Here is a 25,395-nt window from a genome sequence, read left to right on the forward strand (position 1 = left end):
GAGCGGAGGGGCGTGTGCGGCGCTTCGGTGTGGTCGGTGCGGTCGGTGCGGTCGGTGCGGTCGGTGCGGTCGTTCGGCGGGCGGCTGCCTGTTCATGAACCATCGACTTACGGAGCATCGACTCACGCACGGGATACCTCCGAGGTGTCTCCGAGGACGATCCGGGCGAGGTTGTCCAAGGACACGGAGCCCGGTTTGAAGTAGTCGCTGTGGCCGCCGATGCCCGCCGCGAAGACGTGGGCGCCGAAGGCCGGGGACACCGGGTCGGCGCCGAAGCCGACGGTGGTGCCGAAGAGATCGGCGTGGACGTGCGGCACGTTCACGATCCAGTCGTCGGCGCCTCGGGCCGCCCAGATCCGGGCGGAGGTGCGCAGTGCCGACACGGAGTCCGCGCCGGTGCCCGGGCTGCCGATGAGGGCGATGTCGTCCACGTCCAGCCCGCGTGCCGCGCGGCCGCAGACGACCGTGCCGTACGAGTGGCACAGCAGGGAGACGTGCGCCTTCTCGCCGACGACGCCCCGCAGTTCGCGTATGAACCGCTTCAGCGGCGGGGCCGCGTCCTCGGCGCGGCCGGTCGTCAGGACCGTGGTGCTGACCGTGCCCGGTGTCTCGTAGCCGAGCCAGGCGATGACCGCCGTATGCGGGCGCGAGGTGGATCCGTGGGTTCCGTGGGTTCCGTGGGCTCCGTGGCGATGGTCGAGGCTGTTGAGGCGGTCTTGGAGGGCTGCCGCTCCGGCTCGGAAGCGGCCGTAGGTCTCCAAGGTCGTGTCGGAACCCGGGACCAGGACCGCGACGCGGTCGGCGTGGGCGAGGTCGCCGAGGACCTCGACGGCCAGGCCCTGGCCGCGACCGTCGAAGGTGAGGAAGTGGCGTGAGGGGGCGGCCATGGCGCGGTCCGCGGCGGCGCGGGTGCGGTCGCCGTGGGCGGCGGCCATGCGGGACGCCTCCGCGGCGTTCGCCCGGTTCGCCGTGTACGCCTTGTCCAGCGTCGCTGTCGTCGGCGGGGCGAGGGCGGCGGGGGCCGGGGCGGGGATCCGGGGGCGGGCCGCGGCGGAGACGGGGACGACCACGGCGGCCGTGACCAGGGCGGCGAGCAGGGTGCGGCTCAGTCGTCGGAGGAATCGGACGCGGGTGGTGGGGGGTGGGGGCTCGGCCGGTTGAGCCGACCGGGCCGGCTCGGGTGGCTGAGGTGGACTGGGCCGCTCAAGAGCCGGATCAGGTGGTGTTGTTCGGGTGGCTTTCGCCCTTCCCGCCGCGGTCGGCTTCCCCCGGAGCTCCATGGCGTCCTTCCCATCCGGTCCGCCCGCTCATCGGGCGCCTCTGGATGGGAAGTTACGGATCGTGACGTGTCGTTCGCGTCCCGCCAGGGAGCTCATCTTGGAGGTAGCTCTCAGGTACTACGGGTATGACCAGGGGGCGCTACCAAGCCAGTTGGGCGATCTCCTCGGCCACCACCGCGCACGCGTCCGCCGCCGGGTCGATCAGCGGGAAGTGGCCCACGTCCTCCAGGAGCGTGAGGCCGACCACCTCGCCCGCCCTCGCCGCCGCCTCCGCGTACGACTCGGCGACCGTCTCCGGGACGATGACGTCGGTGCGGCCCTGCACGAGGGTCGTGGCAATGCCGGTGGGGAGCAGGAACGCCGGGTCGGCGTACGGCTGCCGCTCCGCGAACCTGGCCTCGCCGCCGAGGAGTTGGCGGGAGGCGCCGGAGCAGACGTTCAGTTTCTCGGCGACCGTGAAGTCCGCGATCGGAGCGAGGGCCACGACACCGCGCAGCGGGGCGGGGCGGTCGGTGCGCCAAGGAGCGTCGGCGGGCAGGACGTGACGCGCGGCGGCCCACAGGGCGAGGTGGCCGCCGGCCGAGTGGCCGGTGATCACCGTGCGGCGGAGGTCCGCCCTCGGCAGGTGCTCGCGGGCGAGCGCCGGCAGCGCGTCGAGTGCGGCCGCGATGTCGTCGAAGGTGTCCGGCCAGCGACCCGCGACCGGGCCCTCGCCGCCCTGCGCGGGGATGGCGGCGCCCCGGCGGTACTCCACGTTGGCCACGGCGAAGCCCCGGCGGGCCAGGAAGTCCGCGAACGGGGTGATGTGGCGACGGTCGTACGGGGCGCGCCAGGCGCCGCCGTGCAGGACGATCACCAGCGGGGCGGGGACCTCGGGGTCGGGATCGCGCGGGGTGTAGAAGTCGATCACCTGGTCGGGATGGTCGCCGTACGTGGCGGTGACGTCGGGGTCGACCGGCGGGTGGGAGAAGGCCGAGGCCTCCTCGGCGGCGTCCCGTGCTGCGGCGTCGTCCGGCATGCTCCAACCTCTCAGCGGTGAAACGGATTTGGCGGACCAGGAGTGAATTCGGCCGTTGGCGGGGACGGTATCAGGCCCGTGACGTGCGTCTACACCCGGATGTCACGCTCGGTGAGGGGTAAACGGATCTGGTGTTTCGTTACGCTGGTGGGGTTACTTGAACGGCATCGCTAAGGAGTCCGTCATGTCCGCCGAGTCCGGCACCGTGGGTCGTGGCGAGCCTGGCACCGCGGGTTCTGGTGAACCCGGCACCGTACGTCCTGGTGGGCGTACCGCCCGGGTTCGTGCGGCCGTGTTGCGTGCCGCGGGGGATGTACTCGCCGAGGAGGGGTTCGCGCATCTCGATCTCGCCGACGTGGCGCGGCGGGCGGAGGTCGGGAAGACGACGGTGTACCGGCGCTGGGGGTCGGTGACGGGGCTCGTCGCCGATCTGCTGAGCGACATGGCGGAGCAGTCGTCGCCGCGTACGGAGACCGGGTCCGTACTCGGTGATCTGCGGGCCAACGCCGCGTTGGTGCGGCGGACGCTGGCCGATCCTCGGCAGGGGGCGTTGTTTCGGGCCGTGATCGCCGCGGCGACGTGCGATGTGCGTACGGCGGAGGCGTTGCGGCGGTTCTACGACGTGCGGGTGAGTGAGTGGGTGCCGTGTGTCGAGGAGGGGGTGGCTCGGGGGGAGTTGCCCGTGGGGACCGATGCGGCCATGGTCGTACGGGCGGTGTCGGCGCCGCTGTACTACTCGTTGCTGACTGTTGGGGTGGTGCCGGACGAGGGGGCTGCCGAGCGGGCGGCGGAGGGGGCGTTCGCTGCGGCGGTGGCGGGGGTGTACGTCGTCGGGGAGTGAACCGGCGTGGGGGTCGGCCGGGGGTTGATCGCCCCCGCCGCCCCTACCCGACCCATCCCCAGGGGCTCCGCCCCTTCAACCCCACCGGGGGCTACGCCCCCGAACCCCCGTATCGGCCTGAACGGCCTCGTCCTCAAACGCCGGACGGGCTGACGACGGGGGCTGGCCGGGGTGGGTGGGGTGGGGGTCCGGTCTCGCCCCTCGGGCATCGGACGGCCCGAGGCTTTTAGGGGCGCGGGGAACTGCGCGATCAGCCCCCCAACCCATCCGCAGCCGAACAAGACACCGAGCTACGCCCCCTCGCTCACCATCTCCCCCAGCACCCGCGCCGCCCGTTCCACGTCCCCGAAGCCCACGTACAGGGGGGTGAAGCCGAAGCGGAGGACGTCGGGGTGGCGGAAGTCGCCCACGACGCCCCGTTCGATCAGGCGCTTCATCACCTCGCCCGCGTCCGCGCAGCGCAGGGCGACCTGGCTGCCGCGTTCGGCGTGGTGGGAGGGGGTCAGGGACTCGACGCGACCCCGGGGGACGTACGCCTCGACGCATTCCAGGAAGAAGTCGGTCAGGGCGAGGGACTTGGTGCGGACGGAGTCGATCGAGACGCCCTCCCACACCTCCAGCGCGGCCTCCAGGGCCAGCATCGAGAGGATGTCCGGGGTGCCGACGCGGCCCCGCAGGGCGCCCGGGGCCGGTTCGTAGGCGGGGCTCATGCCGAACGGATCGGCGTGGGAGTTCCAGCCGGGGAGCGGGGAGTCGAAGCGGGGCTGGAGGTCGGCGCGGACGTAGAGGTACGCCGGGGAGCCCGGGCCTCCGTTCAGGTACTTGTATGTACAGCCGACGGCCAGGTCGACCCCGTGGGTGTCGAGGTCCACCGGCAGTGCCCCGGCACTGTGGCACAGGTCCCAGACCGCCAGGGCGCCCGCGTCGTGGATCGCGGACGTGAGGGCCGGGAGGTCGTGCAGACGGCCGGTGCGGTAGTCGACGTGGTTCAGGAGGACCGCCGCTGTGCGGGGGCCCAGTGCGGAGGGGACTTCCGCCGGATCCAGGGGGCGCAGTTCGCAGCCTGTCAGGCGGGCCGCGGACGCCGCGATGTAGCCGTCCGTCGGGAACGTCGTCGCGTCGACGACGATCTCGTCACGCCCGTCGGAGGACAGGGCGGCCAGGCGGACCGCTCCCACCAGGGCCTTGAAGACGTTCACGCTCGTGGAGTCGCCCACCACGATCTGGCCGGGGGCCGCTCCGACCAGCGGCGCGATGCGGTCGCCGATCCGTTCCGGCGCCGTCCACCAGCCGCTCTCCTCCCAGGAGCGGATGCGCATTTCGCCCCACTGGCGGCGTACGACGTCGTCGACCCGGCCGGGGACCGACGCCGGGAGCGCGCCGAGCGAGTTCCCGTCGAGGTACACCACGTCGTCCAGGACGAACTGCGTGCGCAGTTTGGCGAGTTCGTCGGAGGCGTCGAGCTCGGCGGCCCTGACACCCAGTTCAGACCGCTCAGACATGGGACCTCGCCGTCCACAGCTCGGGGAACACGTTCTTCTGCGCCCGCTTCTCCAGCCAGGCCACCCCGGCGGAGCCGCCCGTGCCCGTCTTCGCGCCCATCGCGCGGCGCGTCGCGACGAGATGGTCGTTGCGCCATCGCCACACCAGTTCGGCGACGTCCGTCAACGCCTCACCGAGGCGGGCGAGTTCGTCGTGCTCGTCGCCCGCGTACAGGGCCGTCCACACCGCCTCCACCTCCGGCGAGGACTCGTAGCGCCGGGACACGTCCCGGACCAGCACGGACTCGGGGACCGCGTGGCCGCGGCGCGCGAGCAGCCTCAGGACCTCGTCGTAGAGGCTCGGTTCGTGCAGTGCCTTCTCCAGTTCCGCGTGCACGCGCGGCGCGCCCCGGTGCGGGACCAGCATGGACGCGGACTTCTCGCCGAGCAGGAACTCCATCCGGCGGTACATCGCGGACTGGAAGCCGGATCCCTCGCCGAGGGCCGAGCGGTACGAGTTGAACTGGGCGGGGGTGAGCTGGGCGAGGGGCCGCCAGGAGGCGTTCAGCGCCTCCAGCTCCCGTACGGACCGCTTCAGCGCGGCCACCGCGACCGGCACCCGGTCCTCGCGGAGCGCGTTCGCCGCGGTCTCCCACTCGTGGACGATGACCGTGAACCACAGCTCCATGACCTGGGTGGTGACCAGGAAGACCATCTCTCCGGGGTCGTCGGAGAGGGTGTGCTGGAGGTGGGTCAGAACGTCCGCCTGGACGTAGTCCTCGTACGGGGTCGTTCCTTGGAAGTCGAGATGCGGGGTCTCGGGCTCCTGAGCCTCGGCGGGCTGAGCCTGCTGGGACGACATCGCTGTCTCCTGATGCGTACTCCGGGTAGCGGTCCGCCCCTGCCGTTTTCGACACGGGGGCCCCGGTCCCCACCGGGCATCCTCCACAATCGTCACCCGAAACCGCAAGGTCCGCCCGGTCACATCGACCAGGCGGACCCGTACGACCTGCGAGTACACCCGGACGGCTATACCGCGGGTACACCCTGGGAGGGCTCGGCCATCCCTGGGAGGACTCAGCCCAGCGTCTGCGCCGCCGTCGGCGAGGAGTCCTTCAGGAACTGACTGCAGCGCTCGTACTCCTCCTGCTCGCCGATCGACTGCGCGGCGCGGGCGAGGGCGTGCAGGGCGCGCAGGAAGCCGCGGTTCGGCTCATGCTCCCAGGGCACCGGGCCGTGGCCCTTCCAGCCGTTGCGGCGCAGGGAGTCCAGGCCGCGGTGGTAGCCCGTACGGGCGTAGGCGTACGACTCGACGACACTGCCTCGCTCGAACGCGTCGTCGGCCAGCTGGGCCCAGGCGAGCGAGGAGGTGGGGTACTTGGCGGCGACATCCGCGGGCGCCGTGCCGTTCGCGAGGAGCTCACGCGGCTCCGGGTCGTCGGGGAGGTGAGTCGGGGGCGGGCCCCCGAGGAGGTTCTCGTGAATCGTCATACCTTCCAGTCTGCGGCACCCTCCGGGGGTTGTGCCGTACGGGGTACCCGGTGCCCCGAGCAGCCGCCCCGGAGCCACGACGGGCGGCCCCGCCTCCCGGTCTCACCGGGGCTGGGGCGGGCGCGGGCGCGCAGGCTCCAGTGGCGGGGCCGTCACACAGCCGTGCGTACGGCACTGGGGGCGCCGGCAGTCGGGGGCCGGGCGGCGCACGGTCGTGAAGGCCAGCACCGCCCCGACGACCAGCACCCCGGCACACAGGGGCATCGCACGCCGGAAGGCGGCGTTGAAGGCGTCCGCCGAGCGGTACGCCTCCGGGCCCATCCCGGTCAGCAGGGGCAGCGCGGCCACCGCGATCAGTCCGGCCGCGCGGGCCGCCGCGTTGTTGATCCCGCTGGCCAGGCCCGCCCGCCCGGCGTCCACGGAGGCGAGGACGGTAGCGGTCAGGGGCGCGACCAGGGTCACCATGCCCGCGCCCATCACCACCAGCGCGGGAAGCACATCGCCGAGGTACGAGGCGTGCGGGCCCACCCGCAGCATGAGCAGCATGCCCGTCGCGCACAGCAGCGGGCCGACGGTGAGCGGGATGCGCGGGCCGATGCGCTGGGCGAGCTCGCCGGAGCGGGCGGAGAAGAGCAGCATCAGGACGGTCGTCGGCAGCAGTGCCGTACCGGCGCCCAGGGCCGAGTAGCCCGCCACGACCTGGAGCTGGAGCGCGGTCAGGAAGAAGAAGCCGCCGAAGGCCGCGTACACGCACAGCGTGACGAGGTTGACGGCCGTGAACTGCCGCGACGAGAAGATGTCCGGCGGCATCATCGGGTCGGGTCGGCGCCGCTCGACGTACACGAAGGCCACACCGGCCGCCACGCCCCCGACCGCCGACACCCAGACCAGTACGGAACCGCTCGTGGCCTCGATCAGGGCGTACGTCACCAGGGCGAGCGCCAGGGCGCCGAGTACGGCGCCGAGGACGTCGAAGCCCCGGCCGTGCGCACGGCCGTCGGACGACTCGGGGACGTGGCGCACGGCGATGGGGGCGCAGATCAGCGCCACCGGAACGTTGAGCAGGAAGACCCAGCGCCAGCCGGGGCCGTCCACCAGCCAGCCGCCCAGGAACGGGCCGACCGCCGCGCCTACGCCGCCGAAGCCCGACCACAGGCCGACGGCTCTGGCTCGGTCGTCCGGGTGGAAGGACGCCTGGATGATCGCGAGCGAACCGGGGGTGAGCAGGGCTCCGCCGATGCCCTGCAGGGCGCGGGCCGCGATCAGTACGCCCCCGGTCGGCGCGAGGCCGCACAGCAGCGAGGCGGAGGCGAACCACACCACACCGAGGACGAAGATCTTGCGCCGTCCGAAGCGGTCGCCGAGTGACCCGCCGAGCAGGATCAGGCCCGCGAGGGTCAGCATGTACGCGTTCACGGTCCACTGGAGTGCCGCGAGGCCCGTGCCCAGGTCACGGCCGATCGTGGGCAGCGCGACGTTGACGACCGTCGAGTCCAGCATGGCCATGCTGGAGCCGAGGACGGTGGTCAGCAGGATCCACTTGCCGGTGGGACTGGAGATCCGCACCTGGGGACCCGGTCCCGCTCCCTCGCCCGATGTCTTCTGCAGAGGCGCAGCCATACTTCGGAGCATACGGAAGGGCCCGGCACCGTGGAGGTGCCGAGCCCTTTCTCGTACGGTCCGGACCGGGGGAAACCGGGTGACCGACCGGGGGAACCCGGTGGCCGACCGGGGGAACCCGGGTGACTACTTGAGCTTGTTGCCCGCGGAGCGCAGCATCTCGCACGCCTCGGTGACACGCCCCGCCATGCCCGCCTCGGCGAGCTTGCCCCAGGTGCGCGGGTCGTAGGTCTTCTTGGAGCCGACCTCGCCGTCGACCTTCAGGACACCGTCGTAGTTCTTGAACATGTGGTCCGCGACGGGGCGCGTGAAGGCGTACTGGGTGTCGGTGTCGAGGTTCATCTTCACGACGCCGTTCTCCAGCGCGGTGGCGATCTCCTCGGCCGTGGAGCCGGAGCCGCCGTGGAAGACGAAGTCGAACGGGGACGGCTTGCCGTACTTGGCGGCGACGCCGTCGTTCAGCTCCTTGAGGAGGTCGGGGCGCAGGACGACGTTGCCCGGCTTGTAGACGCCGTGCACGTTGCCGAAGGACGCGGCCAGCAGGTAGCGGCCCTTCTCACCCAGGCCAAGGGCCTCGGCGGTGCGCAGCGCGTCGTCGACGGTGGTGTAGAGGGAGTCGTTGATCTCGTGGCTGACGCCGTCCTCCTCACCGCCGGTCGGGGTGATCTCGACCTCGAGGATGATCTTCGCGGCGGCGGCCTTGGCGAGCAGCTCCTGGGCGATGGCCAGGTTGTCGGCGAGGGTCTCGGCGGAGCCGTCCCACATGTGCGACTGGAACAGCGGGTTCTCGCCCTTGGCGACGCGCTCGGCGGAGATGTCGAGGAGCGGACGGACGTACGTGTCCAGCTTGTCCTTGGGGCAGTGGTCCGTGTGCAGCGCGACGGTGATGTCGTACTTGGCGGCGACGATGTGCGCGAACTCGGCGAGCGCGACGGCGCCGGTCACCATGTCCTTCTTGTGCTGGCCGCCGAGGAACTCCGCACCACCGGTGGACATCTGGATGATGCCGTCGCTCTCCGCCTCCGCGAAGCCGCGCAGTGCAGCGTGCAGGGTCTGGGAGGAGGTCACGTTGATGGCCGGGTAGGCGAACTTGCCTGCCTTCGCCCGGTCGAGCATCTCGTTGTAGACCTCGGGGGTTGCGATGGGCATCTGTCCGCTCCTTGTATGTGCGGGTCTGCGTACCGCTGCTGCGGCACGACGGGACTGGTGCTTTCGGCCCTGACCTAGGGGGGCGACGTCATCGTCGTCCCCATCTTTCCAGACTTGACCGGATGCTCCAGACACCCTGTCCGGGATACGGGACCCCGAATTCTGCGGGGTCCCGTGCCGGGCCCTAGTCCAGGCCGAGATCCGTCTTGGAGTAGGCGAAGAGGTACGGCACTCCGGCCTTCTCGGCGACGGCCTCGGCGGCACCGGTGTCCCGGTCCACGATCGTGGCCACGGCGACGACCTCGGCACCGGCTTCGCGCAGTGCCTCCACCGCGGTCAGCACCGAGCCACCGGTGGTGGAGGTGTCCTCGACCGCCAGGACACGGCGCCCCTTGACCTCGGCACCCTCGATGCGACGCTGGAGGCCGTGGGCCTTGCCGGCCTTGCGCACGACAAAGGCGTCCAGCGTCTTCCCGCGCGCGGCGGAGGCGTGCAGCATCGCGGTCGCGACCGGGTCCGCTCCGAGGGTCAGACCGCCGACGGCCTCGTAGTCGAGCTCGTCGGTCAGGTCGAGCATGACCTGACCGACCAGCGGCCCGGCCACACCGTCGAGCGTGATCCGGCGAAGGTCGATGTAGTAGTCGGCTTCCTTGCCCGACGAAAGGGTCACCTTGCCGTGCACCACGGCCTTGTCCTTGATCTGCTGCAGCAGCGCGCCGCGTACGTCACTCATGTCCGCCAGCTTAGAGGCGCCGCCAGCTCCAGGTCATGGTCGCCTCGAGGGGGTCGATGGGGGTGACCAGGCGCGGGTGGGTGTTCAGCCCGTTGGGCGGGCCGGTCTGCGGTTCGACGCAGACGGCGGCCTCCTGCTCGTCGTACACCACCACCCACTGCTCCCTGCTGGCGACCTTCAGCTCCAGCTGCCCCGGCCAGGTGAGCGTGACGTCGACGCCGTCGGGCATGCCGAAGCAGTCGTCCCAGGGGCTGGGCTTCGGCTCGATGCGGTGGCCGGTGGGCAGGTGGTCCTCGCCGCGTTCCTCCTGCCAGGCCGGGGTGAAGTCGACCTGGACGTCTTCTTGGCCGAGGTTCCTGTTGAACCACGGGTGCCAGCCGACCTGGGCGGGGAACGAGTCCTCGTACGTCTCCACGGACATGATGACCGTGAAGGCGTCCTCGGTCAGGGTGAAGAGCTGGGTGACGCGGCCGGGGTGGGGCCAGGGGGCCACGAGGTCGTACGTGATCACGGCCTCGGACTTGCCGGTGCGGGCGGTGCGCCAGGCGCCGTCCCGCGCGGTGCCGTGGATGGCGTGCGGTGGGGCGTTGAGCGGCATCTGCTGGACGGTGGCGCCGTCCAGGAAGCGGCCGTCGCGGATTCTTCCGCACCACGGGACCATCGGGAAGCAGCCGAACTTCTGGCCCTGCCGCAGCAGTTCGGCGTCGCCGATTCGTAGACTGCCGATCCGTCCGCCGTTGCCGGGTGTGACGGTCACTTCCGCGTCGCCCGCGGTCAGCGTGATGTCTTCGTTACTCACGGAGTTGACCCTACTGGGCCGGATTCCCTGTTGGGGTTGTCGGCCGCGGGACGGTGGGGGCTGGTCGCGCAGTTCCCCGCGCCCCCAAGGGTGGGGCTTCGCCCCACATCCCCCCGCGCCCTGGCGGGGCGCCGTCAGCGGCGTTTGCGTAGGGCTCGGGTGACGGCGATGGCCGAGGCCAGGGCGACGGCCGCGGCGGGGGCCGCCCAGCGGAGCGTGGCGCGGGCGTCGGCGGTCTCCGGCGCCGGGACGGGGGCGTAGCGGCCACGCGGCGGGGCGTGGTCCACCTCCTCCGCGCTGCGGCCGATCATCGTCCGCCGCGCATGCGCCGCCTCGGCCACGGCATCCTCCCTGTTCACACGGCTCGGGGCGGGCGGGGCCGGTTCCTCCTCCTCGAAGAGGGCGGAGGGCTCGGCCTCCGGGGCGGGCTCGACCTCCGCTTCCGGCTCGACCTCCGGCTCCGGCTCCGGCTCCGGCTCCTGCTCCCGTTCCGGCTCCCGTTCGGCCGCGCCCGGTGGCGTCTCCGGCATCTCCGCCAAGTTTTCGACGAACCGGTTCAGCAGGCGGCCCGTGGTCGCGGAGACCGCGTCCGGGGGGAGATCCGCCACGCGGCCGTCCGCGGTGGTGGTTCCGGTGATGGTGACGGTCGTGCCGCCGTCGGCGGGGGTGAGGGTGAGGGCGAGGGCGAGTTTCACGGTGCCGGGGCCGCGCGCCTCGGCGGCGTCGCCCTCGACGGCGTACGAACCGTCGTCCCGGGCGGTGACCCGGACCGTCCCCCGGTAGGTGATGGTGTGGCCGCCGACGCGGACTTTCAGGCGCCCGGAGACGGGCGGCGTCCCGGCGTCCTGCTGGAGTCCGGGGACCGCCCGGGCCACCCGTACGGGATCGGCCAGCGCCTCCCTCAGCCGCTCGGCCTGAACCGGAACGAACACCTCATGCTCCATGTCGGCCGAGCCTACCCAGGACGGCCCGCACCGCACCCTCGTATCCGGGGATTCGTCCGTCCGCCGTCTCAGTCGGGTCTCAGTCGGCGTAGCGCGGATGGACCAGTGTGGAGGGCGCCAGACCGGGCACGCGGGTACGCCACGCGGCGTAAGCGTCGGCGGTGAGGGACGGCTGCGTGAGCGAACGCAGGCGTGGACCGTGCGGATCGAGGCGCAGGGGCGTGCCCGTGGCGGAGGCCAGAATGAAGCCCCAGTCGCGAGGGGCGCTCGACGCGCCCGCCGTGCGGTCGGGGCCGGCCGCGAAACTGGAGTCCCGGCCGCCGACGCAGTAGGGGGTGGTGCGCAGGCCGGCCGCCCGGAGTGTGGACTCGACCGTCCAGAAGACGCGGGGGCGGGAGGAGACGGGGCCCGCGTGGACGGCCAGGCGGCCACCGGGGGCGAGGACGCGGCGCGCCAGGCCGTAGAACTCCTGCGAGTACAGCTTGGTGCTCGCCGTGATCCCGGGGTCGGGCAGATCCGAGATGACCACGTCGTACGTCGACGTGGCCCCGCGCAGCCAGCCGAAGGCGTCGGCGGTGAACACGTGCACGCGCCGGTCGCCGAACGCGTGCGCGTTGAGCGCCGACAGGGCCGGGTCGGTGCGCGCCAACCGCACCACCCCGGGGTCGAGTTCGACCACGTCGACGCGGCGCACACCCGGGTCGCGCAGTACCTCGCGGGTGGCGAGTCCGTCGCCGCCGCCGAGGACGAGCACGCGCGCGTGGGGGCCGTTCATAGCGGGGTGGACCAGCGCCTCGTGGTAGCGGTGCTCGTCGCGGCCGCTGACGCGCAGGCGTCCGTCGAGGAAGAGGTCGAGCGGGCGGCCGTGCGTGCCGCCGGTGAGCACGACCTCCTGGACGCCGGTCTGCAGGGCGACGCGTACGTCCTTGCCGTAGACGGCGCGCCGGGCCGCGCGTTCGAAGTCGCCGACATGGGCGGCGGCCGCGGCGAGCAGGGCGAGGACCAGGACGTTGGCGATGATCAGGAACCAGCGTCCGCGCCGGCTCAGGTCCCCGCGGAACAGGCCCAGTACGAGGGATCCGCCGGCCAGCGCGTTCACGGTTCCGGTGAGCAGCGCGCCCTCCAGTTGCCCGAGGAGGGGGAGCAGGAGGAAGGGAAAGGCGAGGCCGCCGACGAGGGCGCCGACGTAGTCCGCCGCGAAGAGGTCCGCCACCGCACCGCCCGGGTCCTGGCGGCGGATGCGCTGTATCAGCTCCATGAGGAGGGGGACTTCGGCGCCGATGAGGAGGCCGATGGCGAGGGAGAAGGCCGCCAGGAGGTAGCGCGAGCCGCTCGTCCACACTCCGCCCCAGTCGCCGGTCCACGCGAACACCGCGTACAGGGCCATCGCGCTGCAGCCGCCGATCAGGGCGAGCGCCGCCTCGACGGCGCCGAAGCCGGCCGCGGCGCGGGGGCGCAGGCGTTTCGCGGCGAGGGAGCCGATGCCCATGGCGAAGACCATCACGGACAGGACCACGGAGGCCTGGGTGACCGAGTCACCGATCAGGTACGAGGCGAGGGCGACGAGTTCGAGTTCGTACACGAGTCCACAGGCCGCGCAGACGAACACGCCCGCGAGGACCAGGAACCGCCCGATGCCCGGGCGGACGGGCAGCCGCGCCTGGCCCTGGACGCCCCAGGGCGGCGGCGCGCCGGGGGGAGCAGGCGCGTGCGGTTCGATCACGCGTGGAACGCTACGTCACGCCACCACGACGCTTCGTCACCCACACGTGTGGAAGTGCCGTCCCGATGTGTGGCGTCCGGCGCTGATGACGCGTTCGTCGGCAGGCGAGACGGCAGCCGAAGTGGCAGGCGAAGTGGCAGGCGAAGTGGCAGGCGAAACGGCACGCGTTGCGACAGCCGAAGCACCACCCCCCTCACAGCACCGCCGCCGTCACCCGTACCCCCACCCTCGTGCGTGTCGCCACCAACTGACCGTCCTGCGGGTAGGCGTGCCACGTACGCCAGTGGACCTGCCCCTCGTGGCGCTGGGCGAGCAGCGCGGTGAAGGCGTGCGGGCTGCCGGGGAAGACGCCGGCGAGCCCGTTGGGGTGGTCGGAGACCAGGGCCAGTAACTCCTGCGCCCGCCCCGCGAACGACCCACAGGAGAGCGTCTCGACGCGCGCCGCGAACTCGTACTCCCAGTCACCGACCCGCTTGGCCACCCCGAGCGGAAGCGGCGTGCTGCTGCCGGCGATGCACGCGACGGTTTCCGAACAGCTGCCCCGCTCCTCCTCCAGGAGGACCTGGTGGGACGCGCCGAGGAGCCGCAACTGCAGTCTCGCCCCGTCGAGTTCGAGGTCGAGGGTGGCGAGCGCGGGGAGCGGTTCGCGCCCCAGGGCCCACGCCAGGTCGGCCGCGCGCGTGTCGGTGTACGAGGTGTTCAGGGTCGTGAGCATGGGTCGGCTCCGCTAGCACGCAAAAAGGGAGGTGGGGATCCGGCGCACCCGGTCGGTACCTCGGTACCGGGGGATCGGCCCGGTCAGCCCGGTCTGCCCTGTGGGGAAGGGACGATCCGAGGGCTGCTTTGGTGGTTTAGAGGGAATCATGAACTGTGGCGCCGTCACAGCGTTTTTACCCAACTTCGTAGGGTTTCCATCCCCCCGAGGGCTCCACAGTTCAACTGTTCAACTACGACGTGCGCCGGGGCGCGCGGAACGAAGCGCCCCGGCGCACCGTAAGGGGCGCGGGGCGGTGACATCTTCGGCTCCGCCGCGCGGGCGCGGCCGGCCCCCACCGGCCCGCAGCAGAAGCCCCTCCCTCTACCCCGCGCCCCACACCCCCGGCGAGGCTCAGCTGCCTCCGCCGCACCCCCCGCCGCCCCCGCACGACGACCCGCCTCCGCAGGACGAGCCGCCCCCGCACGACGAGTGCCCGCCGCACGAGTGACCCCCGTGATGCCCGCCGTGGTGCCCGCCGGACGAACCGCTGCCGCAGGACGACACGGCTCCCCCGGCCCCGCCGGCCCACCAGCTGCCGGAGCTGTCCGAGGACCGGCCCCGCGAGCGGCGGCCCCGCGCCGAACCCGACGAGCTCTTCGAGAGCCCGACCTTCTTCCGGCCGCGGGCGGCGGCACGCAACGACACGACGAACAGGATGAAGACGACCGCCAGGATGAAGCCGATGAACATGGCGTCACCCTCCTTTCGTTCCCCCGAAGCGACCCCCCGTGGGCGCCTCGCTTCTTGCGTGCCAGGGGGATGCCCTCGCGTCTCACCAGCCAAAGCAGAGTTGAGGAAGTCCAGAGCTTCGGCGCAGGATGACCGGCATGACCTCCAACGGCCGCCGCCCCCTCCTCAACCGCCGACTCGCCGAGTTCGGCACGACGATCTTCGCCGAGATGTCGGCCCTGGCTCTGAGCACCGGGGCGATCAACCTGGGCCAGGGCTTCCCCGACACGGACGGGCCCGAGGAGATCAGGGAGGCGGCCGTACGGGCGCTGCGCGACGGGCGCGGCAACCAGTACCCGCCGGGCCCCGGCGTGCCCGAGCTGCGTACGGCGATCGCCGCGCACCAGAAGCACCGGTACGGACTGGCGTACGACCCGGACCGCGAGGTGCTCGTCACGGCCGGTGCCACGGAGGCCATCGCGGCGTCGCTGCTCGCGCTGGTCGAGCCGGGTGACGAGGTCATCGCCCTGGAGCCGTACTACGACTCGTACGCGGCCAGCATCGCGATGGCGGGCGGGACCAGGATCCCGGTCACCCTGCGCCCGCACGAGGAGACCCGCGACGGAGTCACCCACCGGCGCTTCCGGCTCGACCTCGACGAGCTGCGCGACGCGGTCACCGACAACACCCGGCTGCTGCTCGTCAACACCCCGCACAACCCGACCGGCACCGTCCTGACCCGCGAGGAGCTCGGGGAGATCGCGAAGCTCGCCGTCGAGCGGGATCTCCTCGTCATCACGGACGAGGTGTACGAGCACCTGGTGTTCGACGAGGCCGAGCACCTGCCGCTGGCCTCCTTCCCGGGGATGCGGGAGCGGACGGTCACCATCGGCAGCGCGGGAAAGACCTTTTCCTTCACGGGGTGGAAGGTGGGCTGGGTGACGGGCACGCCGGACCTCGTCACCGCCGTACGGTCGGCCAAGCAGTTCCTGACGTACGTGGCGTCGGGGCCGTTCCAGTACGCCGTGGCCGAGGCGCTGGCGCTGCCGGACACGTACTTCGCGGCGTTCCGCGCGGACATGCTGGCCAAGCGGGACGTGCTGGCGGCCGGGCTCACGGAGGCGGGGTTCAAGGTCTTCCAGCCGGCGGGCACGTACTTCATCACCACCGACATCCGGCCGCTCGGCGAGTCCGACGGCTTCGCCTTCTGCCGCGCGCTCCCGGAGCGCGCCGGGGTCGTCGCCATCCCGAACGCGGTCTTCTACGACCACCGGGAGGCGGGCGCGCCCTTCGTGCGGTTCGCGTTCTGCAAGCGGACCGAGGTGCTGGAGGAGGCGGCGAAGCGGCTCAAGGCGGCCTGGTAGCACGGGGGCCCGGGACGGTGGAGACGGCGCGCCGAAGTGGGGGAAACCGCACCCGCCCAGGCGTGTAAAGCTCGCAAATACCCCGTAAGGGACGCACAGTTCGGGTGTGACCCACGCCAGTACCCTTCCGGCCCCCGCAGCCCCGAAGCCCGGTGACGGGGGGCACGGCCGCCCGGCGCGCCCCGCGCACGGCCTGCCCCCTCTCGCGCAGGCGCTGGCGCTGTTCGCGACGGCGCGACTCGTCGGCGTTCTCGTGCTCGCCGGAACCGCCTGGGCGGGCGGCAAGCACCCCCTCGCCCTGCTCGGGCGGTCCTGGGACTCGCTCTGGTACCTGGGGATCGCGGCACACGGCTACGGACGCACCCAGTACTTCAGGTCCACCGTCGTCCACAGCGACCTGGCCTTCTTCCCGCTGTATCCGGGGCTGATCCGCGCCGTCACCACGCTGACCGCGCTGAGCGGCGGCGCGGCGGGGCTGCTGGTCGCCTGGACCGCCGCCGCGGTCGCCGCCTGCGGGATCTACGCGATCGGGGCCCGGCTGCACGGCCGCGCCGTCGCCACCGTGCTGGTCCTGCTGTGGGGCCTGCTCCCGCACTCGATCGTGCTGTCCCTGGCGTACACCGAGCCCGTCCTCACCGCCTTCGCCGCCTGGTCGCTGTACGCGGTGCTCACCGGGCGCTGGCTGTGGGCGGGCACGCTGGCCGCGCTCGCGGGCATGTCGCGGCCGAACGGGCTCGCGGTGGCCGCGGCGGTGCTGGCCGCGGCGGCGTGCGAGGTCTGGCGGCGGCGCGGACGGGTTTCCCACAGGCTGTGGACGGGCGCCGCGCTCGCGCCGGTCGGCTGGGGCGGCTATGTGCTGTGGGTGGGCCGGCGCGAGGGAGATCCGCTCGGCGGCTATTTCGAGGTGCAGCGGCTGTGGGGTTCGCGCTTCGACTTCGGCGCCGGTTCGCTGCGCTTCGTCCAGCATCTGCTGACGCACGGCGACCGTTTCGTGTTTCCGATGACGATGGTGGTCGTGGCGGCGGCCGTGCTGTTGTACGCGCTGCTGATCGCGGACCGTGCCCCGCTGCCCCTGCTCGTGCACAGCGGGGTACTGCTGCTGATCGCGCTCGGCGGCTCCGGGTTCTTCGAGTGCAAGCCGCGCTTCCTGCTGCCCGCGTTCCCGCTGCTGCTGCCGCTGGCCCGGGCGCTGGTCCGCACGGCAAGAGCCCGGCCCTGGCACGCCGTCCTGGTGGTCGGCGCCCTGGCCGGGCTCTCGTTTTCCTACGGCGCGTATCTGGTCGTCATCGCACACACGCCGCTGTAAAACCTGGTGGGAGGACTACTCCTCGTCGTCGTCCTCGGGCTTCTCCTCCGCCTCGTTGACTTCCTGCTCGAGGCCGAGCTGCTCGACGAGCCACTTGTCGAACTCGATGGCGGCCCGCACCCAGCTGACCGTCGACGAAACGAAGTGCTCGAGGGCGACGCCGGTGCCGATCAGCATCTGTGCCTCGCCGATCAGGCGGACAGTGCCGTCGTCGTGCGTGTGGCTGTAGACCTTCGGCCACAGCGTGCGGCGGTTCCAGTCGTCGATGGACTCCAGCAGAGTCGGCTTCTCGTCGATCTGGTGCGGCCGGTCGTAGAACGTCCGCACCGAGAAGACCTGCTGGTCCCCCTCGCCGCGGAACATGAAGTACGTACGGAACTCCTCCCACGGCGCCGCGAGGTCACCCTCGTCGTCGACGACGTACTTCAGCTCCATCTGATCCAGGAGCTGCTTCACGAGGTCCTGATCCGGGACGACGGGGCCCGCCGGTCCGCCGGGCTGCGGCTCGGGCTGGCCCCCGAAATTCGGAATCGAGGACGGGTCGATGCTCACCGTGTATTTCCCTTCGTACGGATGCTGCCATCCTCCCCCATCACGGGCGGTCAGTGGCAACCCCCACAGGCAAAGGCACGGACACCACCACCGGGAGTGTGTATCCGCTGCGGCCAGTGACGACGGCGCCGTTGGACCGGCGCCGTCGACCGCTGAGAATCAGCCCGTCCGGGCTACTGCGCGACCCCCACGATCAGGCCGTCCCCGAAGGCGTCCACCCGGACCGTGTCGCCGTCCTTGACCTCGCCCGCCAGGATCTCCTTGGCGAGCCGGTCGCCGATCGCGGTCTGGACGAGGCGGCGCAGCGGCCGGGCCCCGTACGCCGGATCGTTGCCCTCGTCCGCGAGCCAGGCCAGGGCCGCGTCGGTGACCTCCAGGGTGAGCCGGCGCTCGGCCAGCCGCTTGGCGAGGCGGCCGATCTGGAGCCCTGCGATGCGCTCCAGCTCCTCCCTGTTGAGGGCCGAGAAGACCACGAGGTCGTCGAGGCGGTTGAGGAACTCTGGCTTGAAGGAGGCCCTCACGACCTCCAGGACCTGCTGCTTCTTCTCCTCCTCGGAGGTCAGCGGCTCGACCAGGAACTGGCTGCCCAGGTTCGAGGTCAGGACGAGGATGGTGTTGCGGAAGTCGACCGTGCGGCCCTGTCCGTCGGTGAGCCGTCCGTCGTCCAGCACCTGGAGGAGGATGTCGAAGACCTCCGGGTGCGCCTTCTCGACCTCGTCCAGCAGGACGACGCTGTACGGGCGCCGGCGCACGGCCTCCGTGAGCTGGCCGCCCTCCTCGTAGCCGACGTACCCGGGAGGGGCGCCGACCAGCCGGGCGACGCTGTGCTTCTCGCCGTACTCGCTCATGTCGATGCGGATCATGGCCCGCTCGTCGTCGAAGAGGAAGTCCGCGAGGGCCTTGGCCAGTTCGGTCTTGCCGACGCCGGTCGGGCCGAGGAAGAGGAAGGATCCGGTGGGCCGGTCCGGGTCGGCGATGCCGGCGCGGGTACGGCGTACGGCGTCGGACACGGCCTGGACGGCCTCGCTCTGGCCGATGAGACGGCGGCCCAGCTCCTCCTCCATGCGCAGGAGCTTCTGGGTCTCGCCCTCCAGGAGACGCCCGGCCGGGATACCCGTCCAGGAGCCGACCACGTCCGCGATGTCGTCGGGGCCGACCTCCTCCTTGACCATGGTGTCCCTGGCGGCTTCCTCCTCCGCCTCGGAGGCCTCCTCCAGGTCCCGCTCCAGGGTGGGGATCTCGCCGTAGAGCAGCTTGGAGGCGGTGTCGAAGTCGCCGTCGCGCTGGGCGCGCTCGGCCTGGCCGCGCAGCTCGTCGAGCTTCTCCTTCAGCTCGCCGACGCGGTTGAGGGACTGCTTCTCCTTCTCCCAGCGGGCGGTCAGGCCCCGCAGCTCCTCCTCCTTGTCGGCGAGGTCGCGGCGCAGCTTCTCCAGACGCTGCCGGGAGGCGGGGTCGGTCTCCTTGTCGAGGGCCAGCTCCTCCATGCGCAGCCGGTCCACCGCACGCTGGAGTTCGTCGATCTCGACGGGGGACGAGTCGATCTCCATGCGCAGCCGGGAGGCGGCCTCGTCGACGAGGTCGATGGCCTTGTCGGGGAGGAAGCGGGAGGTGATGTACCGGTCGGAGAGGGTGGCCGCGGCGACCAGCGCGCTGTCCGCGATCACGACCTTGTGGTGGGCCTCGTAGCGGCCCTTGAGTCCGCGCAGGATCGCGATGGTGTCCTCGACGGACGGCTCGGCGACCAGGACCTGCTGGAAGCGGCGCTCCAGGGCGGGGTCCTTCTCGATCCGCTCGCGGTACTCGTCGAGGGTGGTGGCGCCGACCATCCGCAGCTCACCGCGGGCGAGCATCGGCTTGAGCATGTTGCCGGCGTCCATGGCGGAGTCGCCGCCCGCGCCCGCGCCGACGACCGTGTGCAGCTCGTCGATGAAGGTGATGATCTGCCCGTCGGAGTCCTTGATCTCGGCGAGGACGGTCTTCAGCCGCTCCTCGAACTCACCCCGGTACTTCGCCCCGGCCACCATGGCGCCGAGGTCGAGCGCGACGAGCCGCTTGTTCTTGAGGGACTCGGGTACGTCGCCCTTCACGATCCGCTGGGCGAGCCCCTCCACGACGGCGGTCTTGCCGACGCCGGGCTCACCGATGAGGACGGGGTTGTTCTTGGTGCGTCGGGACAGCACCTGCACGACCCGGCGGATCTCCTGGTCCCGGCCGATGACCGGGTCGAGCTTCCCGTCGCGCGCGGCGGCGGTGAAGTCCGTACCGAACTTTTCGAGTGCCTTGTACTGGCCCTCGGGATCCGGGGTCGTCACCCGGCGTCCTCCCCTGCTCTTCTGGAACGCCTCAAGCAGCTTCTTCGCGCTGGCGCCCTGCTGGGAGAGTACGTCGCCGCTCGGGCCGCCCTTCGCGGCGATCCCGATGAGGAGGTGCTCGGTGGAGAGGTACTCGTCCCCGAGCTCCTTGGCCTTGTCGGCCGCCTCGGCGATGACGGCGAGCAGTTCGCGGTTGGGCTGCGGGGGCGCGACGGTGGATCCGGTCACGCTGGGCAGGCCGGCGAGGACGCGCTCGGCCGCGGCCCGTACGGCGGCCTGGTCGGCGTCGACCGCGGCCAGCAGGTCGGTGATGTTCTCGTTCTCCTGACCACCGAGCAGCGCGAGCAGCAGGTGGGCAGGGGTGAGGTCGGGGTGCCCCTCGGACACGGCCCGGCTGGTGGCCGCGTTGATCGCGTCCCGGCTCCTGTTGGTCAGCTCGGCGTCCACGTTCGCGTTCTCCTCCTCAATACGACCCTGATGTACGGACTGACTCACCCAACGTACACAAAGTTGAGTCTATTCCACTCAAGGATGGCCGGGGAAGGCATGGCGCGCACGGGTGGGGATACATTTCCGACCATGAGCGCATACCCGGTGGACCCACACGATCCCGACCCCGCGTACCTCACCTTCTGGCGGGAACGCCATCTGTGCACCCTCACCACCCTCCGGGCGGACGGCAGCCCGCACGTCGTGCCCGTCGGGGTTACATACGACCCCGAGGCGGGCCTGGCTCGGGTGATCACCAACAAGTCCAGCGCGAAGGTGGGGCACGTACTGGCCGCGGGGGCGCAGGGGGCACGCGTCTCGGTCTGCCAGGTGGACGGGCGCCGGTGGGCGACGCTGGAGGGGCGCGCGAGGATCGCCACGGACCCCACGCGCGTCGCGGAGGCGGAGCGGCGGTACGCGGAGCGGTACGGGAGGGTGCCCTCACCGAACCCCGACCGTGTGGCGATCGAGATCACACTGACCTCGGCAATGGGACACGGCTGACCGGTCCCGGGCCCGGGTCCGGCCGACCGTCCGCGGGCGCGGGACCCGGCCGACCGGCCGCGGGCGTGGAATCCGACTGACCGGTCCCGGGCGCGCGGTCCGGCTGCGGGCGCGGGACCCGGCTGAGCGGTCCCGGGCGCGGGGTCTGACTGACCGGCCCCGGGGGGCGAGGTCCGGCTGACCGGCCCCCGGCGCGGGGTCCGGCCGACCGGCCGCGGGCGTGGAATCCGACTGACCGGTCCCGGGCGCGAGGTCCGGCGGACCGGCTCCGGGCGCGGAATCCGACTGACCGGCCGCGGGCATGGGACCCGGCCGAACGACCCGGGCGTGGAATCCGGCTAACCGGTCCCGGGCGCGAGGTCCGACTGACCGGTCCCGGGCGCGAGGTCCGACTGACCGGCTCCGGGCGCGGGACCCCGCCGAACGACCCCGGTCGTGAGGCCCGGCTGATTTCAGCCGTTGTGGAGATGGCATGAAGATGGGCGGATACCTGGATCTTTCGCCCAAAACTGCAGCGGCGTCACCGTGTTCAGGTCACGGTGACGCCGCTGCGGGGGGAAGTACCTGCGCGATCTACTACGACGGGGGAATCGCGTCAGGCACTGCGGGGGGTGGCTGAGATGGTCCTTACGTCCGGGACTTCCGGCTCGGCCAGCTGGTGGTCACGCTGATCGAGGTTCACAAAGATCATTCCGTACCGAATGGCACATCGCACGGGCTGCGGCGCGCCGCGCGGGCGCCGCAGACACCGGTACGCCCGGACGTCCTCGTCGTCATCCCGGGTGACGACGACCGGCTCTCCGAACACCGTCACCATCAACGAGTCGCCACTGTGGGGAATGGCGGTGGCCAGGTCGATGAAGTGCCATCCAGAGCGGTAGGCGGTGGCCATTTCTCGACGGAAGGAGCGGTCGTCGGGTGGAGTGGTCACGTCAGCCTCCAGCTCCCTCTGCCGTGTCCACGGGCGTGGTGGACACGGCAACCGCCGGCCACTTGCTGTCCGCTCGCATGTCGCTCTTCGTACCGGATAGGCCACTCAGAGCTCCGATGGCCACAACGGCAGAGAAGGCAGCGACAAGCACCGAGCGAAGCATTCTGTTACGCATAGTCGGCTTCGTCCTCACTTGAAGGTCCCCTCTTCCCCCGTCGGATACGACGATGGCTCATTCGGGCACGTCATGGCCACACAATCGGTGCATCATGTTCCTGCACGTTCAGGACCCTGGGGGGTGGAGATTTGACAACGAATCGGACTAAAGCGACACATCCCCATGCGGTGACCGAACTGTGTGAGGAAGGTGGCCGACTTTATGCGCATGCCCTGCGCACCGGACGTATCGCCCGCGAAGACGTAAAGTCGGCTTCCTGTCTGATGGAATTGTCCCTTCTTCACCCTGATCCCGATGACCCGGACTGGCTGCGACCCGTACCTCCGGCAGTCGCCCTGGCTCAGCGGCTCAACCCCCTAGAGCAGGAGATAGCCGAGCGCAGGCGCTGGTCAATCGAACTGTCCGATGCTTTCGAGCCGTTCATGGCGCTCAGCACACAGACGACGGCGACCACGCACTCGATCACGGTGCTGGAGGGCGGCGACCGCATCAACGCGGCGCTCAACCTGGCCACGGCCCAGTGTCAGACCGAGATGCTCACGGTCCAGCCGAGCAACCGGTTCTCCGAACGCAGCGTCCTCCAGGGGCTGGAGCGCGACCGGCCGCTGACCGAGCGCGGGGTGCGCATCCGGACGCTCTATCAGCACACGGTCCGCTACGACCTGGAGCGGCTGGCCTACGTGGAGCAGCTCTCGAACGGCAAGGTGGAGTACCGCACCATCGACGAGCTGGTCGAGCGCCTGATCATCTGCGACGAGACCGTCGCCTTCATCCCCACCCGTGACGACCAGCAAGTCGCCCTGGAACTCCGCAACCCGGGACTCGTCCGCTACCTGATCAAGGTCTTCGAGTTCATGTGGGGCCGGTCCGTCCCGCTGAGCGCCGGCGCCCCCTACGAGACGGCCCCCGACGGCATCACGGAGATCCAGCACTCCATCGCCAAACTCCTTGTGGAGGGGCACGTCGACGAGGCCATCGCCCGCCGCCTCGGCATGAACGTCCGCACCTGCCGCGCCCACATAGCCAAGCTGGCAACCGCCCTCGGCAGCGGCAGCCGGGCCCAACTCGGCTTCCTCATCGCGCAGTCGGGGATCCTGGACCAGGATCGCTGAACCAGCGAGGAGGTGCACCACACATGACAGCCGAGGCACACAGCCACGCAGTGGACGAGATGTGCGAGGCCGGCCGCGCCCTGTACGAACGCGCGTTACGCGACGGCGGCGTACTCACCCATGAGGCCAACGACGTCCCCTGCCTGATCGACCTCGGCCTGCTCCACCCGAGCATCGAGGACCTGGAGTGGCTGGAACCCACGGCCCCGGCCGTCTCACTCCACCAGCTGCTGCGCGACATCGAGGAGCGCATCGCGGACGAGCGGCGGCGCGAGGCCCGGCTGGCCGCCGTGTTCGAGCCCCTCATGCGTATCGACGGCCGGCACACGTCATCCGCGTCGGACACCCCGATGCTCAGGGTCCTCAGCGGTTCGGACCGGATCAACCGGGCCATCACCGAAGCCATGGCCGAAGCGACCCGGGAACTCCTGTGCATCCAGCCGCACACCGGCCACACCGGTCGGCGCAGCGCGGTGGCGCAGGCCCGCTCCCTGACCCGCGACCAGGATCTGCTGAGCCGCGGCGGCCGCATCCGCACCCTCTACCAGCACACGCTCCGACACGCCCCGTCCCTCCTCGCCCGCTATGAGCAGCTGAGAGGCGACGCCGAGGCCCGTTCGCTCGACGAGGTCACCGACCGGCTCATCGTCGTCGACTCCACCATCGCCTTCATCCCCGCCAACAAGGACGGCTCCCTCGCCCTGGAAGTCCGCCACCCCGCCCTCGTCGACTACTTCGTCACCACCTTCGACCGCCTCTGGCGCCTGGCCACCCCCATGTACCCCCAAGCCGTCCAACGCCCGTCCCTGAACGGCATCACCCCACGCCAGCGCGCCATCGCCGGCCTCCTCATAGAAGGCCACACCGACTCCACCATCGCCGACCGCCTCGGCATGAACGTCCGTACCGCCCGCGTCCACATCGCCAAACTCGCCGCGACCCTGGGAAGTGAGAGCCGGGCGCAACTCGGCTATCTCATAGGCCGGTCGGGGATTCTGGATCAGGAACAGGACCAGGAGCCGAGCCGGGAGCGGTGAGTGTCTGGAGTTCCGGGGAGCGCGGCGGCCCGTCCAGCCCCGCCTGCGCGATCCGCACCCCCAACTGCGTACGGCTCGCCGCGCCCAGGGTCTCCGAGAGGCGCGCGATGTGCGCGCGGCAGGTACGGACGCTGATCCCCAGCCGCTCCGCGACCACCGCGTCCTGGTGTCCCTCCGCCAGCAGCGCGGCGATGGACCGCTCGCGGTGGGTGATGCCGTCGATGCCGGTCTCCGGGAGCGGCGCGGCGAGCGGGATCGCGAGGCGCCACAGCCGCTCGAAGACCGTGACCAGGTAGTCGACGAGGGCGGGGTGGCGCAGTTCCAGGGCGATCGTGCGGTCCGCGTTCGCCGGGATGAAGGCCACCTTGCGGTCGAAGAGGATGAGGCGCTCGACGACTTCGTCGAGGGTGCGGGCCTCCGCCGCGTCGCCCATCAGCTCCATGTAGTTGTGCAGGCCCTGGCCGTGCCGGGCCACGTGCGTGTACAGGTCGCGCATCCGCACGCCCCGCCGGCGCATCTCCAGCGCCCGGTGCAGTCCCTCGGAGAGTTCGTCCTCGCGACGGATGCCGCCGGGCTGCACGGTGAGCACCTCGGTCGCGCACGCCTCGGTCGCCTCGTCCATCGCGGCCCGGATCCGGGGCAGTCCGTCGAGCACGCGGATCGCCACACCCTCCGTGGGTGCCTGGACGCGCCCGCCCAGACCGGCGTACCACTCGAACGCGGCCACCGCGTCGCCCACCCGCGTCTGGCTCGCGCTGACCTCCTCGTACACCCCGCGCAGCAGCCGTGTCATGACCTCCTGCGGCGAGGTCGGCACCAGCCACCCCATGTCGTCGGGGTCCGGATGCAGCAGCGCCAACTCGACAAGACAGGGCACCGTCTCGGCGTCCTCGCGCGGCACGCGTCCGCGCCGCACGGCCCGGGAGTACACCCGGTCCCCGGCCTCGCACAGTCGGTCAGCGCCGTGCGGATGCCTGTCCCTCCTGTGCCCGGCCATCTTCCACCCCTGGCTCCAGCATCCTCGCGAGGCGACGCCTCCGCGCCGTCCGCAGCGCAACTATGCGCGGACCCGACCGCCATCGCAACACGGCTGCGCCCTTCGCAC

At 71.4% G+C, this 25,395-nt stretch carries 22 protein-coding genes; 6 read left to right on the forward strand and 16 right to left on the reverse strand.

Features of this window, described 5'->3' with window-relative positions:
- Window positions 1-122: 122 nt before the first annotated feature.
- Both KVT44_RS44440 and KVT44_RS44445 read right to left on the reverse strand, forming a co-directional pair.
- Window positions 123-1,280, reverse strand: coding sequence for an alpha/beta hydrolase (locus KVT44_RS44440; RefSeq protein ID WP_217573731.1), 1,158 nt, complete (start codon window positions 1,278-1,280; stop codon window positions 123-125).
- A gap of 139 nt (window positions 1,281-1,419) precedes the next feature.
- The gene (locus KVT44_RS44445) at window positions 1,420-2,298 is read right to left on the reverse strand and encodes an alpha/beta hydrolase (protein ID WP_190171312.1); all 879 of its coding nucleotides are present in this window, start codon (window positions 2,296-2,298) and stop codon (window positions 1,420-1,422) included.
- A 184-nt stretch (window positions 2,299-2,482) separates the two neighbouring features.
- On the opposite strand from KVT44_RS44445, the gene KVT44_RS44450 reads away from it, so the two are divergent.
- Window positions 2,483-3,139, forward strand: a complete 657-nt coding sequence (locus tag KVT44_RS44450) for a TetR/AcrR family transcriptional regulator (protein ID WP_217573733.1) — start codon at window positions 2,483-2,485, stop codon at window positions 3,137-3,139.
- Window positions 3,140-3,429: 290 nt separating this feature from the next.
- On the opposite strand, the gene kynU is transcribed toward KVT44_RS44450, so the two are convergent.
- The 10 genes from kynU to KVT44_RS44500 all read right to left on the reverse strand — a co-directional run bounded on the left by kynU (window position 3,430) and on the right by KVT44_RS44500 (window position 13,794).
- Window positions 3,430-4,641, reverse strand: a complete 1,212-nt coding sequence (gene kynU / locus KVT44_RS44455; protein WP_217573735.1) for a kynureninase — start codon at window positions 4,639-4,641, stop codon at window positions 3,430-3,432.
- Window positions 4,634-5,482, reverse strand: a complete 849-nt coding sequence (locus KVT44_RS44460; protein WP_099921463.1) for a tryptophan 2,3-dioxygenase family protein — start codon at window positions 5,480-5,482, stop codon at window positions 4,634-4,636. The genes kynU and KVT44_RS44460 overlap by 8 nt, the downstream gene beginning before the upstream one ends.
- Window positions 5,483-5,697: 215 nt before the next feature.
- On the reverse strand, window positions 5,698-6,111 hold the full coding sequence (locus tag KVT44_RS44465) for a DUF3151 domain-containing protein (protein ID WP_099921464.1): 414 nt from the start codon (window positions 6,109-6,111) through the stop codon (window positions 5,698-5,700).
- Window positions 6,112-6,213: 102 nt separating this feature from the next.
- A complete protein-coding gene (locus KVT44_RS44470; RefSeq protein ID WP_217573737.1) occupies window positions 6,214-7,731 on the reverse strand; it encodes an MFS transporter in 1,518 nt (505 codons plus the stop codon).
- A 126-nt stretch (window positions 7,732-7,857) separates the two neighbouring features.
- Window positions 7,858-8,880: a class II fructose-bisphosphate aldolase gene (gene fbaA, locus KVT44_RS44475; protein WP_060901612.1), complete on the reverse strand. Its 1,023-nt coding sequence runs from the start codon at window positions 8,878-8,880 to the stop codon at window positions 7,858-7,860.
- A 184-nt stretch (window positions 8,881-9,064) separates the two neighbouring features.
- A complete protein-coding gene (gene pyrE, locus KVT44_RS44480; RefSeq protein ID WP_190171316.1) occupies window positions 9,065-9,613 on the reverse strand; it encodes an orotate phosphoribosyltransferase in 549 nt (182 codons plus the stop codon).
- A gap of 10 nt (window positions 9,614-9,623) precedes the next feature.
- A complete protein-coding gene (locus KVT44_RS44485; RefSeq protein WP_217573739.1) occupies window positions 9,624-10,412 on the reverse strand; it encodes an aldose 1-epimerase in 789 nt (262 codons plus the stop codon).
- Window positions 10,413-10,546: 134 nt separating this feature from the next.
- Complete coding sequence (locus KVT44_RS44490) at window positions 10,547-11,356, reverse strand: SRPBCC family protein (RefSeq protein WP_217573741.1); 810 nt, start codon at window positions 11,354-11,356, stop codon at window positions 10,547-10,549.
- Window positions 11,357-11,435: 79 nt separating this feature from the next.
- On the reverse strand, window positions 11,436-13,079 hold the full coding sequence (locus tag KVT44_RS44495; protein ID WP_217573743.1) for a polyamine aminopropyltransferase: 1,644 nt from the start codon (window positions 13,077-13,079) through the stop codon (window positions 11,436-11,438).
- A 193-nt stretch (window positions 13,080-13,272) separates the two neighbouring features.
- Window positions 13,273-13,794, reverse strand: a complete 522-nt coding sequence (locus tag KVT44_RS44500; RefSeq protein WP_054231344.1) for a DUF2617 family protein — start codon at window positions 13,792-13,794, stop codon at window positions 13,273-13,275.
- 860 nt (window positions 13,795-14,654) lie between these two features.
- Between KVT44_RS44500 and KVT44_RS44505 the strand changes: the two genes are divergently transcribed.
- A complete protein-coding gene (locus tag KVT44_RS44505) occupies window positions 14,655-15,869 on the forward strand; it encodes a pyridoxal phosphate-dependent aminotransferase (protein ID WP_217573745.1) in 1,215 nt (404 codons plus the stop codon).
- A gap of 106 nt (window positions 15,870-15,975) precedes the next feature.
- Window positions 15,976-17,175 (forward strand): hypothetical protein, encoded by a 1,200-nt coding sequence (locus KVT44_RS44510; RefSeq protein WP_180292912.1) that lies wholly within the window; start codon window positions 15,976-15,978, stop codon window positions 17,173-17,175.
- Window positions 17,176-17,190: 15 nt separating this feature from the next.
- Here KVT44_RS44510 and KVT44_RS44515 read toward each other — a convergent pair whose 3' ends face one another.
- Together KVT44_RS44515 and clpB are read right to left on the reverse strand one after the other, a co-directional pair.
- Window positions 17,191-17,727: a YbjN domain-containing protein gene (locus KVT44_RS44515; protein WP_067374173.1), complete on the reverse strand. Its 537-nt coding sequence runs from the start codon at window positions 17,725-17,727 to the stop codon at window positions 17,191-17,193.
- A gap of 173 nt (window positions 17,728-17,900) precedes the next feature.
- Window positions 17,901-20,486, reverse strand: a complete 2,586-nt coding sequence (clpB, locus tag KVT44_RS44520; RefSeq protein ID WP_190171321.1) for an ATP-dependent chaperone ClpB — start codon at window positions 20,484-20,486, stop codon at window positions 17,901-17,903.
- Between the two features lie 132 nt (window positions 20,487-20,618).
- On the opposite strand from clpB, the gene KVT44_RS44525 reads away from it, so the two are divergent.
- Window positions 20,619-21,032 (forward strand): pyridoxamine 5'-phosphate oxidase family protein, encoded by a 414-nt coding sequence (locus tag KVT44_RS44525; RefSeq protein ID WP_180292913.1) that lies wholly within the window; start codon window positions 20,619-20,621, stop codon window positions 21,030-21,032.
- Between the two features lie 595 nt (window positions 21,033-21,627).
- On the opposite strand, the gene KVT44_RS44530 is transcribed toward KVT44_RS44525, so the two are convergent.
- Window positions 21,628-21,924 carry a (2Fe-2S)-binding protein gene (locus KVT44_RS44530; protein ID WP_075033054.1) on the reverse strand — a complete coding sequence of 99 codons (297 nt, stop codon included), beginning with the start codon at window positions 21,922-21,924 and terminating at the stop codon, window positions 21,628-21,630.
- Between the two features lie 345 nt (window positions 21,925-22,269).
- Between KVT44_RS44530 and KVT44_RS44535 the strand changes: the two genes are divergently transcribed.
- Window positions 22,270-23,253: a helix-turn-helix transcriptional regulator gene (locus tag KVT44_RS44535; protein ID WP_099921473.1), complete on the forward strand. Its 984-nt coding sequence runs from the start codon at window positions 22,270-22,272 to the stop codon at window positions 23,251-23,253.
- Window positions 23,254-23,276: 23 nt separating this feature from the next.
- Window positions 23,277-24,290: a helix-turn-helix transcriptional regulator gene (locus tag KVT44_RS44540; RefSeq protein WP_217573747.1), complete on the forward strand. Its 1,014-nt coding sequence runs from the start codon at window positions 23,277-23,279 to the stop codon at window positions 24,288-24,290.
- On the opposite strand, the gene KVT44_RS44545 is transcribed toward KVT44_RS44540, so the two are convergent.
- Complete coding sequence (locus tag KVT44_RS44545; protein ID WP_217573749.1) at window positions 24,229-25,287, reverse strand: LuxR C-terminal-related transcriptional regulator; 1,059 nt, start codon at window positions 25,285-25,287, stop codon at window positions 24,229-24,231. The two genes, KVT44_RS44540 and KVT44_RS44545, sit on opposite strands and share 62 nt — an antisense overlap.
- Between the last annotated feature and the right edge of the window lie 108 nt (window positions 25,288-25,395).

Origin of the sequence: Streptomyces sp. GbtcB7 (genome assembly GCF_019091445.1) — a bacterium.
Lineage (GTDB): Bacteria > Actinomycetota > Actinomycetes > Streptomycetales > Streptomycetaceae > Streptomyces > Streptomyces mirabilis.